Source organism: Corynebacterium sp. ES2730-CONJ, from assembly GCF_024834055.1.
GTDB lineage: Bacteria > Actinomycetota > Actinomycetes > Mycobacteriales > Mycobacteriaceae > Corynebacterium.
The window spans coordinates 39,743-56,555 of sequence record NZ_JANUXZ010000006.1; the positions used below are offsets into that span (position 1 = coordinate 39,743).

15 protein-coding genes are annotated in these 16,813 nt (G+C 54.4%); 2 read left to right on the forward strand and 13 right to left on the reverse strand.

Annotation, left to right across the window (positions count from 1 at the left end):
* Positions 1–29: 29 nt before the first annotated feature.
* The 13 genes from pdxY to NXS13_RS08105 all read right to left on the reverse strand — a co-directional run bounded on the left by pdxY (position 30) and on the right by NXS13_RS08105 (position 13,478).
* Complete coding sequence (pdxY, locus tag NXS13_RS08045) at positions 30–881, reverse strand: pyridoxal kinase PdxY (RefSeq protein WP_259079927.1); 852 nt, start codon at positions 879–881, stop codon at positions 30–32.
* Between the two features lie 21 nt (positions 882–902).
* The gene (gene pdxT, locus NXS13_RS08050) at positions 903–1,481 is read right to left on the reverse strand and encodes a pyridoxal 5'-phosphate synthase glutaminase subunit PdxT (RefSeq protein WP_259289602.1); all 579 of its coding nucleotides are present in this window, start codon (positions 1,479–1,481) and stop codon (positions 903–905) included.
* Complete coding sequence (gene pdxS / locus NXS13_RS08055; protein ID WP_259079917.1) at positions 1,482–2,375, reverse strand: pyridoxal 5'-phosphate synthase lyase subunit PdxS; 894 nt, start codon at positions 2,373–2,375, stop codon at positions 1,482–1,484.
* Positions 2,376–2,512: 137 nt separating this feature from the next.
* Entirely contained in the window at positions 2,513–3,820 is a 1,308-nt protein-coding gene (locus NXS13_RS08060) for a hemolysin family protein (RefSeq protein ID WP_259079916.1), read from the reverse strand.
* Positions 3,817–4,407, reverse strand: coding sequence for an rRNA maturation RNase YbeY (gene ybeY / locus NXS13_RS08065; protein ID WP_259079914.1), 591 nt, complete (start codon positions 4,405–4,407; stop codon positions 3,817–3,819). The genes NXS13_RS08060 and ybeY overlap by 4 nt, the downstream gene beginning before the upstream one ends.
* 2 nt (positions 4,408–4,409) lie before the next feature.
* Positions 4,410–5,387, reverse strand: a complete 978-nt coding sequence (locus NXS13_RS08070) for a PhoH family protein (protein ID WP_259289603.1) — start codon at positions 5,385–5,387, stop codon at positions 4,410–4,412.
* Between the two features lie 41 nt (positions 5,388–5,428).
* The gene (locus NXS13_RS08075) at positions 5,429–6,175 is read right to left on the reverse strand and encodes a 16S rRNA (uracil(1498)-N(3))-methyltransferase (protein ID WP_259158685.1); all 747 of its coding nucleotides are present in this window, start codon (positions 6,173–6,175) and stop codon (positions 5,429–5,431) included.
* 2 nt (positions 6,176–6,177) lie between these two features.
* Entirely contained in the window at positions 6,178–7,302 is a 1,125-nt protein-coding gene (dnaJ, locus tag NXS13_RS08080) for a molecular chaperone DnaJ (RefSeq protein ID WP_259079905.1), read from the reverse strand.
* A 150-nt stretch (positions 7,303–7,452) separates the two neighbouring features.
* Positions 7,453–8,313: a hypothetical protein gene (locus NXS13_RS08085; protein ID WP_259289604.1), complete on the reverse strand. Its 861-nt coding sequence runs from the start codon at positions 8,311–8,313 to the stop codon at positions 7,453–7,455.
* Positions 8,314–8,675: 362 nt separating this feature from the next.
* Complete coding sequence (hrcA, locus tag NXS13_RS08090; RefSeq protein ID WP_259079902.1) at positions 8,676–9,671, reverse strand: heat-inducible transcriptional repressor HrcA; 996 nt, start codon at positions 9,669–9,671, stop codon at positions 8,676–8,678.
* A 4-nt stretch (positions 9,672–9,675) separates the two neighbouring features.
* Positions 9,676–10,800 (reverse strand): radical SAM family heme chaperone HemW, encoded by a 1,125-nt coding sequence (hemW, locus tag NXS13_RS08095; RefSeq protein ID WP_259079901.1) that lies wholly within the window; start codon positions 10,798–10,800, stop codon positions 9,676–9,678.
* A gap of 6 nt (positions 10,801–10,806) precedes the next feature.
* Complete coding sequence (locus tag NXS13_RS08100; RefSeq protein ID WP_259079890.1) at positions 10,807–11,481, reverse strand: hypothetical protein; 675 nt, start codon at positions 11,479–11,481, stop codon at positions 10,807–10,809.
* A 158-nt stretch (positions 11,482–11,639) separates the two neighbouring features.
* Positions 11,640–13,478 (reverse strand): long-chain fatty acid--CoA ligase, encoded by a 1,839-nt coding sequence (locus NXS13_RS08105; RefSeq protein WP_259079888.1) that lies wholly within the window; start codon positions 13,476–13,478, stop codon positions 11,640–11,642.
* A gap of 170 nt (positions 13,479–13,648) precedes the next feature.
* Here NXS13_RS08105 and NXS13_RS08110 point away from each other — a divergent pair, with 170 nt between their 5' ends.
* Positions 13,649–15,772: a 4-alpha-glucanotransferase gene (locus NXS13_RS08110; protein ID WP_259080022.1), complete on the forward strand. Its 2,124-nt coding sequence runs from the start codon at positions 13,649–13,651 to the stop codon at positions 15,770–15,772.
* A gap of 146 nt (positions 15,773–15,918) precedes the next feature.
* Positions 15,919–16,800 (forward strand): ABC transporter ATP-binding protein, encoded by an 882-nt coding sequence (locus NXS13_RS08115; protein WP_259158683.1) that lies wholly within the window; start codon positions 15,919–15,921, stop codon positions 16,798–16,800.
* The last annotated feature ends 13 nt before the right edge of the window (positions 16,801–16,813 follow it).

Genomic DNA, 16,813 nt, shown 5'->3' on the forward strand with positions numbered 1-16,813 from the left:
CTTAGATTGAGTGTTGGGATTTCTTTAGCTTAGCGGATTTTCGACGCCACAAAGTGATGGTGTGGATTCACAAAGGAATCTTGGGCCTTAATCAACAGCAATTCCCGAGAGTTTTCTTCGTACGTCATCGAAATAAGATCAAAGATGGCGGCCGCTGTTTTTTCTAATGCCTTTTTGGCATCGAAATCGCGAATATAGTGGCCGGTAAATAAAGCTGCGGTGACATCCCCGGAGCCATTACGCTTAACGTCGAGATAAGGGGTTTGGATGATCCACGCACCCTCATCATTAACAACCACCATTTCCACGGTGTGCTCTGGCCGGCCCGGACGCATCACAGAGGTCACTAGAACCGTATGCGGACCGAGGGCGCGCGCCTTATCAGCTGCAGCGATAGTGGACTCAAGATCGCTCGCCTCCATCCCCGTGAGATAGCCCAGTTCAAACTGATTGGGGGTGATGATATCTGCCACAGGCACGACGACGTCGCGGAGCAAGGGCGGGATTAATTCCGACACAAAGCACCCCGACTTCGCATTACCCATAACGGGATCGCAGGCATACTGAGCTGAAGGATTCTTTCTCTTTATCGCAGCAACCGTCTCGGTGATAACCTCAGCGATATCGGATCCACCCTGATAGCCCGAGATAATGGCCTCGATATTGGCGAAAGCACCGCGGGCGGAAATTCCGGCTATGACATCGCGAACGTGGTCAGCCGGAATGAGCTGACCACCCCAATCTCCGTAACCGGTATGGTTAGAAAAATTAACGGTATGCACGGGCCACACCTCGTGGCCGATACGCTGGAGGGGGAAAACTGCCGCAGAATTACCCACGTGCCCATAGGAAACGTGGGATTGAATCGAAAGAATGCTCATATCGAGTATTCTTCCACGCTCCTAGGCGGAAGTGGAATTATCCACCATGTCGATAAAGAGCTCGTGGACCGTGGTATCTTGTCCCAGCTCGGGATGAAAACTAGTAGCAAGCACATGATTGTGCTTTACCGCCACAATCGCCCCGTTCGCGGTACGAGCGAGAACTTCGACGCCTGGGCCAATCTCCTCCACCCAGGGAGCCCGGATAAAGGTTGCATTGACCTTCTTACCAGCTATATCGAGAGTTTCCTCGAATGAATCGACTTGACGCCCAAATGCATTGCGACGCACCGTTATATCTAGTGCCCCTAGGCAGTGCGCATCTGCTCTGGTATCAAGCACACGTGAACTAAGGAGGATCATGCCAGCGCATGTGCCATAGGCGGGCAAGCCCTGCTGCACCAGGTGGCGCAGCGGTTCTAATAGGCCCCCTAATTCGAGCAAGGTCGATATCGTAGTGGATTCGCCGCCTGGCAAGATAATCCCGGTAAGCCCCTCAAGGTGCTCGACCCGGCGAACCAACCGGTACTCCCGACCCAAAATTTCGAGCATGCGAGCATGTTCGCTGACGCCCCCTTGGAGCGCCAAGATGCCGATCATCTACCAACCGCGCTCGGCCAAGCGATGCGATACGGGGATCTCATCGACATTAATGCCCACCATGGCTTCGCCCAGACCGCGGGAAACGCGAGCGATCGTATCGGGGTCGTCATAATTTTGGGTTGCCTGAACAATTGCGCGGGCCCGTTGTTCTGGATTACCGGACTTGAAGATGCCAGAGCCGACAAAGACTCCCTCCGCCCCCATCTGCATCATCATGGCGGCGTCAGCTGGGGTGGCAATGCCTCCAGCAGTAAAGAGCACAACTGGGAGTTTCCCAGTGCTGGCTACCTCCACGACTAATTCATAAGGGGCTTGGAGCTCCTTGGCCGCCACGTAGAGTTCATCACGAGACATGGAGCTGAGGCGATTGATCTCAGCACGAATGGTACGCATATGAGTGACTGCATTGGATACATCACCGGTGCCTGCCTCACCCTTGGAGCGAATCATAGCTGCACCTTCGTTGATGCGGCGCAATGCCTCTCCGAGATTGGTTGCCCCGCAGACGAATGGGATGTCGAAGGCGAATTTATCGATGTGGTTGGTGTAATCGGCAGGGCTGAGCACCTCCGACTCATCGATGAAGTCTACCCCTAGAGATTGCAGTACTTGAGCTTCCACGAAGTGTCCGATCCTCGCTTTGGCCATCACGGGGATGGTGACGGCGTTGATGATGCCGTCGATCATATCGGGATCTGACATGCGCGATACCCCACCTTGGGCACGAATATCGGCTGGCACACGCTCGAGTGCCATCACAGCGGTGGCTCCCGCGTCCTCGGCGATCTTGGCCTGCTCCGGGGTGACCACATCCATGATCACGCCTCCTTTGAGCATCTCCGCTAGGCCACGTTTAACACGCGCGGTACCAGTAAACTTTTCGCTGCTCATCAATTCTCCTTGAAGTGAGGTACAAAGGTACTGCTTTATCATAAGGGGTGAGCCGGCTTCACGCCCTCACCCAGGTGTTATTAATAATGGATTTCATCGAAAACGTCCACATCAGTGGACTTTTATTCAAAAATCCCTCATTCTTGATGCGTGTCCAAAAGGGTGACCAGAACAGAGCGCACACGTACCCGCCCACGCGTGTCCCGTCCCCCTTCGGCCTGTAAACGCAGACCGTTAGTTTCAACGACCGTGCCAGGCAAGGGCACGCGGCCTTCCTCGAAGGAGATGAGCCCCGCCACGGTTTCCACCTGGTCTTCAATTTCATCTGAGAATTCGAAGTCAATGCCGTGCTTTTCTCGGATGTGCTCCACTAGTTCCTCGAGATTCAGGCGTGCCACCACGCGGTAGCTATAAGAATCATCGGCGAGATCCTCGATTGGAGCCAGTTCTTCCTGATCGTATTCATCAGCGATCTCGCCAACGATTTCCTCCAAGATATCCTCGATCGACAACAGGCCAGCAACTCCTCCAAATTCGTCGATGAGGATGGCCAGGTGGAAACGCTCGGTTTGCATCTCCTGCAGTAAAATATCGAGTTTTTTTGAATCTGGAATGAATTTTGCTGGCCTGAGGATATCGTCGATAGGTGTAGTGCCGGCATCATCGTTGAGGAAGGTATTTTTCATCACATCCTTGAGGTAGACAATACCGACGATATCGTCCACATTCTCCCCGATTACAGGAAGCCTAGACAGACCCGAGCGCACAAAGACTCCCGTGGCCTGGCGGGTAGTAATGCCGGAGTTCAACCACACCATTTCAGGGCGCGGCACCATCACTTCGCGGGCCGTGGTATCAGCTAGATCGAAGACATTTTGGATCATCCGCCGTTCTTCGTTTTCCATGACGCCCTGCTGCGAGGCGATATCGACCATCTCACGCAGCTCGATCTCCGTCGAATACGGACCATCTCCATAGCCAGCGCCGGGCGCTATGCGATTTCCCACATAGACTAAAACCCGAGTTAGCGGGCCTAGGATGACGGCCAGCGTATTCAGAAAGATTGCCGCATTCACGCTAATCGCATAAGGGGCGGCCCGGCCAATGGAATTAGAAATAACGGCCAGCAGCATATAGGCGATAAGAGTGGCAAAAACCAGGCCCACCGAGATTCCCCAATGGTGCCACGTGGAGTCAGCGAGGAAGCCCGCACTCACGGCTGCGATAGCACCGAAGAGGGTACGAGCGAGACCAAGTATATTACTGTGTTCTTCGCGGCGCTCTAGAACCTTAACCAGGCTCTTATGGGTCTGGGTGGGGGCATCTTTGACATCTTTGATCGCTCGCGCTCGGGAGACATGCGCGATAGCGGCCTCGATGACGCCTAGAGTTGTGGCGATCAGGAGGCTTAAGACAATAATGACGATGAGGCTAAGCGAGTTCACTGTTCTCCAATAGCAGGGATTGACTGCTCAGAGTCCATCTGTTGATCGAGGGCCAACCGCTGGGCCGCGGTGGGAAAAGCCCCCTCATTTTCAGGGCGAGGCTGGAAGTCCAGACCGCGCGCGGCGCAATCGTCGTACCAATCCCGCAATAAATCATTCTGGAGGGCAAACATATATTGCTCTTCGCGCGGCTCAATATGGTCATAGCCTAAGAGATGCAAACAGCCGTGCACGGTTAATAACGCCAATTCATGGGCGAGATCGTGGCCGGCTTTATCAGCCTGTTGAGCGGCAAATTCGGGGCACAAAATAATATCGCCGAGCATTGCTGGCCCTAGGTCCACAGCATCTGGGCGCTGCGAATGCGGAGTGAGTTCATCCATGGGGAAACTCAAAACATCCGTCGGTCCCGGCAGGTCCATCCATTGCATATGCAAATCACTCATCGTGGCGGTACCCACCAACGAAATAGTCAAGAGCGCCTCCGGGTGAATATCCATCTCCCGCAACACAAAACGAGCGCAATCGACGAGTGCTACCTCATTGATGAGCGTATACCCAGATTCGTTGAGAATTTCGATGCTCATTGTTATCTTTCTTGTCGACGCTTTTCTTCCGCGGCCTCATAGGAATCATAAGCAGAAACGATGCGACCGACGAGCTGGTGACGCACCACATCCTCAGCACCGAGTTCAGCAAAGTGGACACCTTCCACCCCACGCAGAATGGAGCGCACGAGGCGCAGTCCAGACTTTTGGCCACCAGGAAGATCCACCTGGGTGATATCGCCTGTAACAACCATCTTGGAACCGAATCCAAGCCTGGTCAGGAACATTTTCATTTGAGCCGCAGTCGTATTTTGAGCTTCATCCAAGATGACAAAGGCATCGTTGAGGGTGCGGCCGCGCATATATGCAAGCGGAGCCACCTCGACAATCCCTGCTTCCATGAGCTTAGGAATAACTTCCGGCTCCACCATATCGCGCAGTGCATCGTGCAAAGGCCTCAAGTAGGGATCAATCTTATCGTTAAGAGTGCCGGGTAAAAAGCCCAGCTTCTCCCCTGCTTCAACAGCAGGGCGAGTCAAAATGATGCGGCTCACGTGCTTAGCTTGGAGAGCTTGGACAGCCTTAGCCATGGCGAGATAAGTCTTACCCGAGCCCGCAGGACCCAGCCCGAAGACGATCGTATTATCGTCGATCGCGTCCACATATTCCTTTTGGCCATAAGTTTTGGGGCGCACTGACTTTCCGCGGCGCACCACAATATCGCTGGCGAGCGCCCGGGCTACTGACTGGGGGGACTCAATGGTAATCATCGACAGCGTATGTTTCACAGCATCTGGTGTGATCTCCACTCCGCGGCGCGCCATAGACTGCAATTCCTTGAGCACTTTGATCGCCCTGGAGACCTCATGATCCACCCCATTGAGGGTGACAACAGTTCCGCGTATATGAATGCTGCAATCGAGGTGGTCTTCTAAGACCTTGATATGGCGATCATTAATGCCGAAAATTACCGGCGCATGATTACTATCTACTTCGACCGTGCGTACTATCTGAGTCAAAAAAATTTACCTTCCACAAGTATGATGTCCACCTCACAGTATCAGAGCGACCACCGTGGGGTGAGTACGCCCAGAGCCGCTAAGGCCACCATTCCAGCTGCAGCGGTGCGCAGTACCTCGGGGCCCAATTTGACCAAATGCGCTCCGAGGTCGATGAAAACCTGGTATTCCTCTGGGCTGATTCCCCCCTCCGGGCCAACAATGAGTGCTAAGCGCTGGACGTGGGGATAATCACGCAGAGCCTGAGCAATAGGTTGCGCAGAATCCTCCGCCAGCACGAGGACCAGGTCCATTTCGGTGCAAATCTCCCTTAATTGAGGTGTCGAACTCAGGGGATAGATCTCGGGGAGATAGCTTCGCCGGGATTGTTTTGCGGCGGCTAGGACTGCGGATTGCCACTTCTTTATTCCCTTGTCCGCTTTAGGCCCCGACCATTGAGCGATGCACCGACTCGCCTGCCATGGCACGATGGCATCCGCACCAGCTTGGGTGAGCAGGTCGACGGTGAGCTCACTGCGTTCAGACTTCGGCAGCGCCTGAATCACCGTAATATGTGGGCACTGAGGAATTTCTTTATCGCACTGGAGGATCATTCCCCGCAGAGTATCTTTGCCCGAAATCTCCTGAACCTCGATCAACGCCCGGGAACCGTGGCCGTCGACAAGCTCAATATGTTCCCCGATTCCAATCCTTTTAGCGCTCACCGCATGCCGCCCTTCCGACCCTGTTAGTTCAACGGCGCCTGTTTGGGGCAGCGGGGCGGAATGGAGGAATACTGGTAGTGACATGACTACTTCCGGAATTTATTACGGATCCGCGAGAAGAATGAATTATCATCCGCGGATTCATGGACTTGTGCTAAATCTTGGCGGTGATCTCGCAGAGACTGCAGAATCTTGCGCGATTGTTCATCCAATTCTCGCGGAACCATGACATTGATATGGGCAATCATATTGCCGAAGCTGTCCGCGCGCAGCTGCTTCATGCCCTTTTCCTCGATAGTGACAACTTCACCGGGCTGGGTACCGGCTGGGATCTCGAAAGTGATCTCGGCCCCGTCCAGACCTGTTACTGATAAGTCGGTGCCTAAGGCCGCATCAACCATCGGGATATTGGCCCGGAAATGGAGGTGATCGCCTTCTCGCTCGAAGATAGGATGCGGTGCAACGGTGATCTCGATATACAGATCACCGGCAGGGCCACCGCCCAAGCCCACCTCACCCTCGCCACTTAAACGCAGTTGCATACCACTGGCAATGCCCGCTGGGATACGAACCGACTTATTGCGTCGGGTGCGCACCCGGCCGTGGCCGGCACACTTATCACACGGGTCTTCGATGATATCGCCGAAGCCCTCGCAGACTGGGCATGCGACGGTGGTGAGCATATTGCCGAGGAAGGAGCGCTGCATCTGCTCGATATGACCCGAGCCTTGGCATCGAGAACACCTGACGGGCTGAGCCTTGGTTTTCGATCCCGAACCGTGGCAGATATCGCAGACCACGGCGGTGTCGATGGTGATCTCCTCATCGACACCTTGGAAAGCGTCTTCGAGAGTGATCGACAACCGCACCAGGGCGTCATCGCCTGGGCGTACCCGGCTTATTGGGCCCCGTCCGCCACCACCGCCACCGAAGAAGGCGTCGAAAATATCTCCGAAACCGCCGCCGAAGCCCGGGTGCTGTCCCCCGCCGCCCTGCTGCATGGGGTCACCGCCCATATCGACAATGCGACGTTTTTCCGGGTCGAGGAGAACCTCCTGGGCGAGGGAGATATCACTGAATTTCTCTGCCGCCTCTGGGGTGTCATTGACATCCGGGTGGTATTTACGAGCCAACTTACGGTAGGCCTTCTTGATTTCGTTATCAGATGCATCCTTGGAGATATTGAGAATGCCGTAGTAATCGCGAGCCACAAAAAGTCCTTTATTATCTACTAGTTCGAAACGGTGATCGTGTCTAAAAAGCACATTCTAGTCACGTTCCCATAACTAGGCCCTAATCGCCCTCAATGGATAAACCGCCCTCGGCTAACTTGACCGAGGGGCGGGAGAGAGAAACTCATACTACCGGCCGAGGAGGAAGTGATTGAATAGCCCACCAAAGATTCCCACAATCGAAATGAGTGCTGCGATCACTGAGCCAATGATGGCGCCGCGGCTACTTCCGGTGGACTGCTGAGGGGAGTCTTGGTCTGCCGGAGGAAGTGGCTGAGCAGGTTGCGAAGGCTGAGAAGGTTGAGGCTGGTTTTTGGTAGCGGTAGGGATAGGCCGTGGCTTTTCTACAGCGGGCTTCTCTTGGGTGCTACTGGGAGAATGAGGACGTGGCGTCGAGCTGGGTGCATGAGGACGCGGTGTGGAGCTGGGTGCATGGCGCTTCGATATCAATGGAGTGTCGAGAGTGAAGATCGCCGAGCAGATCGGTTCAGCCGAGGGGCCCTCGCTAATCGGTGCAGACACTTCTAGGTGTGCGGTGCCAGCGGCGATATCTTCGTGAGTCAGCGTGCGAGTATAAGTGAGATAGATCGATGATCCGTTCTCGACTACCGGATCTCGCCGTCCATCCTTGACGTGCCAAGGTAGGTACAACAGGAAGAGGTTATCACTGTTGGTGTGGAAATTGAGGAAGGGATCAGCTGTGACACCGACATAGAACGGCCCACGAGAGAAGCCATTATTACGGATTCCCAGTTCGTAGGAAATTGTATCGCCAGCGCGCGCATCGCGATCCTGCCATGACACGGTGACCTCAGGATGGGTGGAGACATGATCGCAAGCGACTGTGCGCCACGGAAATTCAACTCCCTGTGGAGGCTGGGTTTGGGCTTGGGACACAGGGGCGATGAGGCCAGCGGTAAGAACCGCGAGGAGGCCGGCAGCTCCAAACCGGGTGATGGATCGCGAACCAGCGAAGATACGAGGCTTCATGATGAGATGACCTTTCCTGTCGTGGGCACTAGAGATTGGTAAATATGTCCAGAAAAATATAGCTCCCACCATTTTCCCTTGCAAAACGAAAGCTCAACCCTTATTTTCGGAGCATTTTTGGCCATACTGGAGATAAAAATCGAATCTACTGCCCGCTGTCATCATCCCTTATAGGTATTAACCATCGTTGGCTGATGATTCTTAAGGCTTTGGGCTGCGCCGCGTCGAGTGTGGGCGAAAATTCTCAGGTCTCTAACAATAAGTTTTCCGACGCAGGGCCGCTCTCATATCGATAGCGCTTAAGCTAGCAAGCTCAAGCGTAATCGATCCTCTCGCTCTAGGTCCCTTAGATTTTTCTTCTTCTAGTAATTGATCACAGCCTTAGAGACATAGTGCGCTACCGCCTGTACCTTGGCCATTGTTGCTGGGTAGTCCATGTGGGTGGGCCCTACAACCCCCAGACCGCCCACCCCATAGCTGGTGGCCACCACAGATGCTTCGCGCATCTTATCGTCACGGGTTTCCTCGCCAATCATCACGCTCGTTGTCCCGAGATCTTGCACATTCGCTAAAAGTTCCAGCACCACGACTTGCTCCTCGAGTGCCTCCAGAACACGGGGGAAATCAGCGGAGAAACGCTGCAGGTGCGGGGTTCCAGCCAAGATGAGGCGATCACTAGGGTGCTCGATAAAAGTATCGACCAACGCACTCACACAGCTGATGAGGTGCGGGCTTAAATCTGCTTCAGCACGGGCCATCAGCCCGCTGAGCGCTAGGGCGGCCTCGGATAAGAAGACACCGTCCAAGGCACTATTAATCAGATATTTCAGGCGCGCTACTTGATCCTCGTCGATAGCGGCGTCGAGGTCGACAATGCGCTGCTCTACGCGACCGGTATCGGTGATCAGCACTAAGAGCAGCCTGGTGGGATTGAGAGTCACCAATTCGAGGTGCTTAACGCGCGCCGCTTTTAAAGTCGGCATTTGCACCACTGCCACCTGATGCGTGAGCTGCGCGAGCAGGTGGACCGAGCGCTTGAGCACCTCTTCAAGGTCGATGGCCCCTTCGAGGAAGCTCGAGATTGCCCGACGCTCCGCGGGATTCAGGGGTTTTACCTCGTGCAGTGAGTCGACAAAAAGCCGGTAGCCTTTATGCGTCGGAATTCTGCCTGAACTCTTATGTTGCTGCGCGATATAGCCTTCTGCCTCTAGTGCGGCCATATCATTGCGGATGGTCGCGGAGGACACGTTGAGTTGATGGCGATCGAGTAAGGCTTGCGACCCAACAGGTTCTTGGGAGCGAATATAATCGGCGACGATTGCACGCAACACTTCTTGCCGACGCTTCAGTGTGCTCATATCCCTACCTTTCTCCTGCTACTAGGATATCTGCAATCATTCCGTCGGCAAGTAGTCGCCCCCTATCACTGACCGCGACGCGCTGCCCCACCGTCAGGAGGCCGCGTTCGGCGAACCGCTGAATCACCTGCACCTCCAGCTCGTTGAAATGCTCTTTTCCCAAACCTTCCTTAAGCCGAAGCCCCAACATGACTTGCTCTTCGTGGCGCTCTTGAGTGCTCAGCACCTCGCGTTCTGCGATAGGCAACTGACCTGCATTGATCATCTGCGCATACCGCGCGGGGTGTTTAACGTTATAAAAGCGTGTGCCGTCTAGATGCGAGTGAGCCCCTGGCCCTGCTCCCCACCAGTCGTGATTGCGCCAATAACCTAGATTATGGTGGCACTGCCCGCCCTTTTTTGCCCAGTTAGAGACCTCGTACCAATCAAAGCCTGCGGCCTGTAAGGCACGATCGATCATCTCAAAGCGGTCAGCGTAAATATCTTCATCTGGTGCGGGAATATGGCCGTTTCTAATTTTCCGGGCCATCCTCGTGCCGTCCTCGACAATTAGGGAATAGGCCGAGATATGGTCGATATCTAAAGCAAGGATCTGCTCGAGGGTGGCGCGTATATCTGAGTCGCGTTCAGTGGGGGTGCCATAGATCATGTCCAGATTGATATGGTTAATGCCCGCCCGCTGAGCCTCCCGCACCGCCTCGAAGGCGCGCCCGGGGGTGTGTTGGCGCTCAAGAACTTTAAGAACCCTAGGGCTCGCAGATTGCATGCCGAGACTGAGTCGGGTGAACCCCGCCTTCAGCAGAGAGTCAAAGAACTCGGGTGAGGTTGACTCGGGATTGGATTCCGTAGTTATTTCCGCACCACGGGCGATTCCGCACGTAGATCTAATCGCATCGAGGATTCGGCTCAGCCCCTTAGCCCCGAGAACTGATGGGGTTCCCCCACCAATAAAAACGGTATGTGCTGGACCTATATCGTAGCTTTGAACCATGAGCTGAAGCTCGCGCTCCAGGGCGTCAAGGTATGTAGCGGGTGAAAACGCACCTAATTCGCCTGGGACGTAGGTGTTGAAATCGCAGTAACCACACCGGGATTGACAAAAGGGGACGTGGATATATACGCCGAACATCTGAACCTAGGATACTTTGTTGTGTTTTTTGGCTTTGACCCGAGCCACCACAGCATCGATACGCGCCCGCTCACTCAAGAAAGCCGGTGGGTGAGATCCGCGCAGCCCAGCGGTAAAACGTGGGTGTTCGGTTGCTACCGTCTGCAACCAGGCATCGCTGGCCGCTGTGACTGCTTCAAAGGTGCGGGCATACAGCAGCGGCAGACTAAGGCTGTCAACGTCGCGAGCCGCGCGTTCCGTTTCTTTGAGTTCCCACTGCACAATATGGTCTAAATATTCGCCTATGAATTCAGTGCGAGCCCGCAAGGCTATGCTCAGTTCTTGAACACTCACCGGCGATTGCCGGAGCGGAAAACGTTCTCTGAGACTAGCGCTATTGACGATCACGGGCCGATCCGTCTCTTTTAATCGCGGCGCAGCCATAGATACTGTTCCAGAGGCAAGACCAGAGGTTAGGGCCTGACGCAAGCCGATCAGCTCGGCCATCACGCGCCGAGAATCATCGCGAGCGTCTTCGACAATCAGGGAAAATTCTTCGAGGCAATCCTCAACCAATTCGGCATCCCAATCGGCGATGGCTTCGGCCAAGTTTTCGATATAGGTGGCAACTTCATCGCCGATATTAAAGATTTCCTGAGTTAGTTGCAGGTGTCGAACGGTTGCATCGAAAACATGTAGCACCCGTTTACACCCCCTTTTTTTGTCGAGACCTGTAGGCGGCACTCCTAGGTTGTCGCCCTCGCTTCGATCACTCTAAAACATCTGACAAGCAAAGGGGGCACGGCTCGCCGTGCCCCCTTTATAATTTCTTCTTCGCTACTCAAGCGCACCCTGGAAGATTACTGATTGCGCTGGTAGAGGTGCTCAATCTCGGCTGCGTAGCGGCGCTGTACCACGGCGCGCTTTACCTTCATGGTGGGGGTGAGTTCATCATCACCCTCGGTGAGATCGCGATCTAAAATATAGAATTTTTTGATCGCTTCCGCATGCGAAACACTCGCATTGGCCTGATTGACGGCATCCTGTATTTCAGCCCGCAGCATAGGGTTGGTAGCGAGATCGGCGATGCTGCGCGATTCCGGAATATTCATATTCAATTTCCACCGTTTCATGGCCTCTTCATCGAGTGTGACCAATAGGCCCACGAAGGGTTTGCCGTCACCAACCACCATGGCTTGAGAGATCAACGGATGAGATCGTAGCGAGTCTTCCATGGGGCCGGGATAAACATTCTTGCCGCCGGCAGTGACAATGAGATCCTTTTGCCGCCCAGTAATAATGAGGTGACCTTCGGGGCTCAACTCGCCAAGGTCTTCTGTGTGGAACCATCCCTCTTCGTCAAAGACTTTGTCGGTGGCTTCGGGGTTATTCCAGTAACCATCAAACACAGTGGGACCTTGGATGAGAATCTCAGAGTCTTCGGCGATGCGGACACTCATTCCGCCGATGGGTGGGCCAACGGTACCAATCCTTTGATTCTCGAAGTCCACTGTTACGGCAGCGGCCGTTTCAGTGAGGCCATAACCCTCGTAGATGCGGGCTCCTATCCCGCGGAAGAAGTGCATCAATTCTGGATCCATCGCACTGCCGCCGGAGATGGCATATTTCACTGAATCACCCATGGCTTGGCGAATCTTCGCATAGATCAATTTATCAAAGCCTGCATGTTTAATCTTTAATACCCGAGATGGCCCCTCAGGATCGTCGAGTGCTTTGGAATATTCGATCGCAACTCTTTCTGCACGCGCAAATAGCGCCGCCTTCACCGGTCCCCCCTCCGCGGCATTAGCCGCTGCGGAGTTGCGCACCTTTTCAAAAACTCGAGGGACCCCCAAGATAAGATTGGGGCGAGAGCGTTGGAATTGCACGCCGAGAGTGGAGAAATCTGACCAGTGCGATTGCGTGGCGCCACTGATTGCCACCGCAAGTGATACAGATCGGCTGAAAACGTGCGCGAGCGGGAGGAAGGTAAGCACCTGAGTTCCCGGAGCAGCAATGCTGCCAATTTTGTTGGTTAATAATCCCCACGCTTCGGCAAGCCAGTTTTTATGTGTTAACCGGCATCCCTTCGGCCGCCCTGTCGTACCGGACGTGTAGACCAGCGACGCGAGATCGGAGCTCTTAGTTGCAGCGATGCGGGAGGAAATATCCTCATCGGGTATATCGCGGCCCTCAAATTTTAACGTTGAAATAGCGGAGGCATTAATCTCGAGTACCCGGCGCAATTGCGAGGTGGACCGAAGAAGTGGCGGTGTGCCCGACTCGTCGAGGACGAGGTTCTTCATGAGCTCGGTATGCTCACGTGTCTCGGTCACGGCGAAAACCGCACCCGAATCTTCAATAATCCACTGCACTTGACTGATCGAGGAGGAACCATAAATGGGCACACTCACCGCTCCCGCCGCCCAGATGGCAAAATCGAGGAGCGACCACTCGTAGCGAGTCTCAGAGAGCAATGCAATGCGATCGCCCTGCTGCACCCCGTTGGCTACAAAGCCTTTGGCTACTTCGAAAACCTCGTCGATGAATTCCTTAGCGGAGACATTGACCCACTCGAAATTCTTAGGCCTGGTAAACATCACCCCATACGGGCGGGCTTTAGCGGTAGCCATCAGGGCAGTCAGACATGTATCGTGCTTGCCTATCGTGTACTCAGCTTCGGTAGTCACTAACTGCATAACGTGTCTTTCATCTCCATCTTCTCTCCGAGGTGCATCTTCGACCTAGCACTATACCCCCGCCTGCCCAGGAAGCCCGTGCCACGCGTAACTTAAGAGATCATCATATTCATCACATTTAGGCTGAAAAATTCCCACGTTCACTCACGGTGGTGGCACAATGGGCAACTGTGGGTTATCAAGAATCTTTGCGCGAATTAGCCGCTGCATACGCAATATCAACGGGCTACACCGGATTCGGTGGACAGCCCATCGAAGTGTCTGACGACACCTTAATCAAGACGCTGAAAGCCTTAGAGGTTGATATCAGCGATCACCCTTCCGAGGAGGAGATTCACCGCAAGCTCCAAGAGCGACACGACGGCGAATTCTCAAGACCGCTGCCGCGCAGTGTGGTCATGATCGATGAAGCCAACTATTACCTGCATGTGCACGTCCATGATGGTGCGCCCGCAGATATTTCCATCACGCTCGAAGATGGTAGCTTAGCTAAGGCCGATCAGGTAGAGAACTGGACTCCAGCTCGCACGATTGCCGGTGTTACATGGGGGGAGGCAACTTTCGAGATCCCAGCCGGACTCCCGCAAGGCTGGCACACCATTACGCTGACCTCTACAGGGATACGTGAGACCTGTCCTTTGATAGTGACCCCTGCGCGACTGTCTACCACCGCTACGTATATCGACCGGCCGGTGCATGGAGTGATGGCACAAATGTACTCGGTGCGCAGCGAAGACAGCTGGGGCATCGGCGATTTTCACGATCTTGCCACCTTAGGTGCTTTTATCGCCGAGCAGAAGGCAGGCGACTTCCTCCTGGTCAATCCGATGCACGCTGGGGAGCCGCTACCCCCAGTGGAGGATTCCCCCTACCTGCCTACCTCACGTCGTTTTACCAATCCGATTTATATACGCATCGAAGATATCCCCGAGATTGATCTCCTTGATAGCGATATTTTGGAAGATATTGCTGATATTGCTGAGGAATTCCAATCCCAGAATCGTGATGCCTCCATCATTGACCGCAACCCCATTTATGCGGCGAAGTTACAGGTACTTCATGAGGTCTTCAATGCCGGGCGAAATAAGAAACGGGAAGCTGAATTCCAGGCATATATTGCCCGCGAAGGCGAAGGTCTCGCACGCTTTGCATCGTGGTGTGCCAAACAGGAAGCTAAACTCGCCGGCGGCCACGCCATGGATAACGCAAATGCTGTGGAATTTTATATGTGGCTGCAATGGATCTGCGATAGCCAACTCGCTGCCGCCCAGCAGGCATTGCGCGATGCCGGTATGAAGATTGGCATCATGGCCGATCTTGCGGTGGGCGTACACCCAGGTGGATCCGATGCAGAAAACCTCGCCGAATATTTGGCCCCCGACGCCAGCGTCGGCGCCCCACCGGATGCGTATAACCAGCAAGGCCAGGACTGGTCGCAGCCTCCGTGGCATCCGGAGAAACTCGCTGCTGCTGGATACAAGCCATGGCGCGATATGCTGCGCACAGTATTGCGCAATTCTGGCGGCATTCGCGTTGACCACGTGCTGGGCTTATTTAGGCTCTTCTGGATTCCGCGCTTACAAGACCCATCCACTGGCACCTATGTGAACTATGATTACCGCGCTCTCGTCGGCATTCTGGCTCTCGAGGCTGAGCGCGCAGGAGCTGTAGTCATTGGCGAAGATCTCGGCACTTTCGAACCATGGGTACAACAGGCTCTCGCCGACTACGGCATTATGGGCACCTCCGTCTTGTGGTTTGAATCCTCGCCATCTCAGGGAGGGCCACGCTATCAAGGCGAGTACCGTCAGGCTGCACTAAGCTCGGTGACTACCCATGATCTTCCTCCTACCTGCGGGTATTTGGAAGGTCGCCATATCACTTTGCGCGAGCAGCTCGGCTTGCTGATTACTGATGCAGACCAGGAAATTGCCGAAGATCTGAATTGGCAGGCTGAAGTACTCAACCGGGTCAAGGAGCAGGGCGGTTTCGAGGGCGAGGATAACTCAGTGGAAAACTTCCACGGCGTAGCCCGCGATGAGCGCGGCGATACCGAAACTCTCGTCGCAGCTCTACACCGCTTTATCGCCCACACCCCATCCGCGCTGACCTGCACAGCTTTGGTAGATATGGTTGGCGATCGGCGCGTGCAGAATCAGCCAGGTACCACGAAGGATCTTTACCCGAACTGGTGTGTGCCACTTACCGATCATGAGGGCAAGGCAGTGCTGATCGAGGATCTGTATTCGAGCTCGAGTTTCCAGCATATTGCGGCCGCCTCCGCGCGACCCTAATGCGCTTCTGATGCAGGCTTTCGGGCCTGCATTTTTTAATTCTCGCTGACGTATGCGGCCTCATCTGCGTAGAATAAATGGAGTACGAAGTGTCATCGCAGAAATGTATGTCTCTTCAAGTAGTGAACAAGAAGGCACAGATTTCCATGACTCCAGCTCCAGCCCTGAGCGCCCGCGGTCTAGCAAAAAGCTTCCGCAGGGGCTCTATTCATGCCGTGCGCGGTATTTCCTTTGATGTCCAAGAAGGCGAGGTCGTTGGCCTCCTCGGCCATAACGGAGCCGGCAAAACAACCCTGATCGATCTCATCGTAGGATTGACCTCCCCTACCGCGGGCAGTATAGAAGTCTATGGACTCAAACCCCGCCAGGCTATTGCTCGCGGACTGGTAGGCGCCATGCTACAAAACGGCAGTCTATTGCCTATTCTCACCGTTAGTGAAACTTTAAGAATGGTGCAGGCAACCTATAGCCAGCATCTCCCCTTAGAGGAAATTCTCGAGATCTGCGAACTCAACGAGCTGGCATCACGCAAGGTTGCCGCCTGCTCTGGCGGAGAGCAGCAGCGTGTCAAACTCGCCATTGCTCTCCTCGGCGATCCACACCTCCTGCTCCTGGACGAACCCACCACGGCGATGGACCCGAGTGCCCGACAAAAATTATGGGATGCTCTCGAACGCTTCGCCGCGCGCGGCAAAACGGTACTCTTTTCCACTCACTATTTAAAGGAAGCCGAAGACTTCGCCCACCGGCTTATTATCCTTAAACGAGGCCGCGTTATCGCCTCTGGGACTCCACAGGAGATTCTCCAAGCCCAAGGTGAAATCAGTATCGATGTGGACTACCCGGGTGATATTCCCCCGCATATTATTGATCTCAGCTCTGGGTACAGTCGTCATGGGCACACCCACCACTTCTTAACACGCGATTCTGATTATCTCGCCAAGGCGCTCTTATCTTTGAACGGTACTCAGAATCTTCGCATTAGTGCCATGAGCTTGGACGAGCTCTTTGCCTTAGAGAAGAACTAGAAAGAAGGCCGCC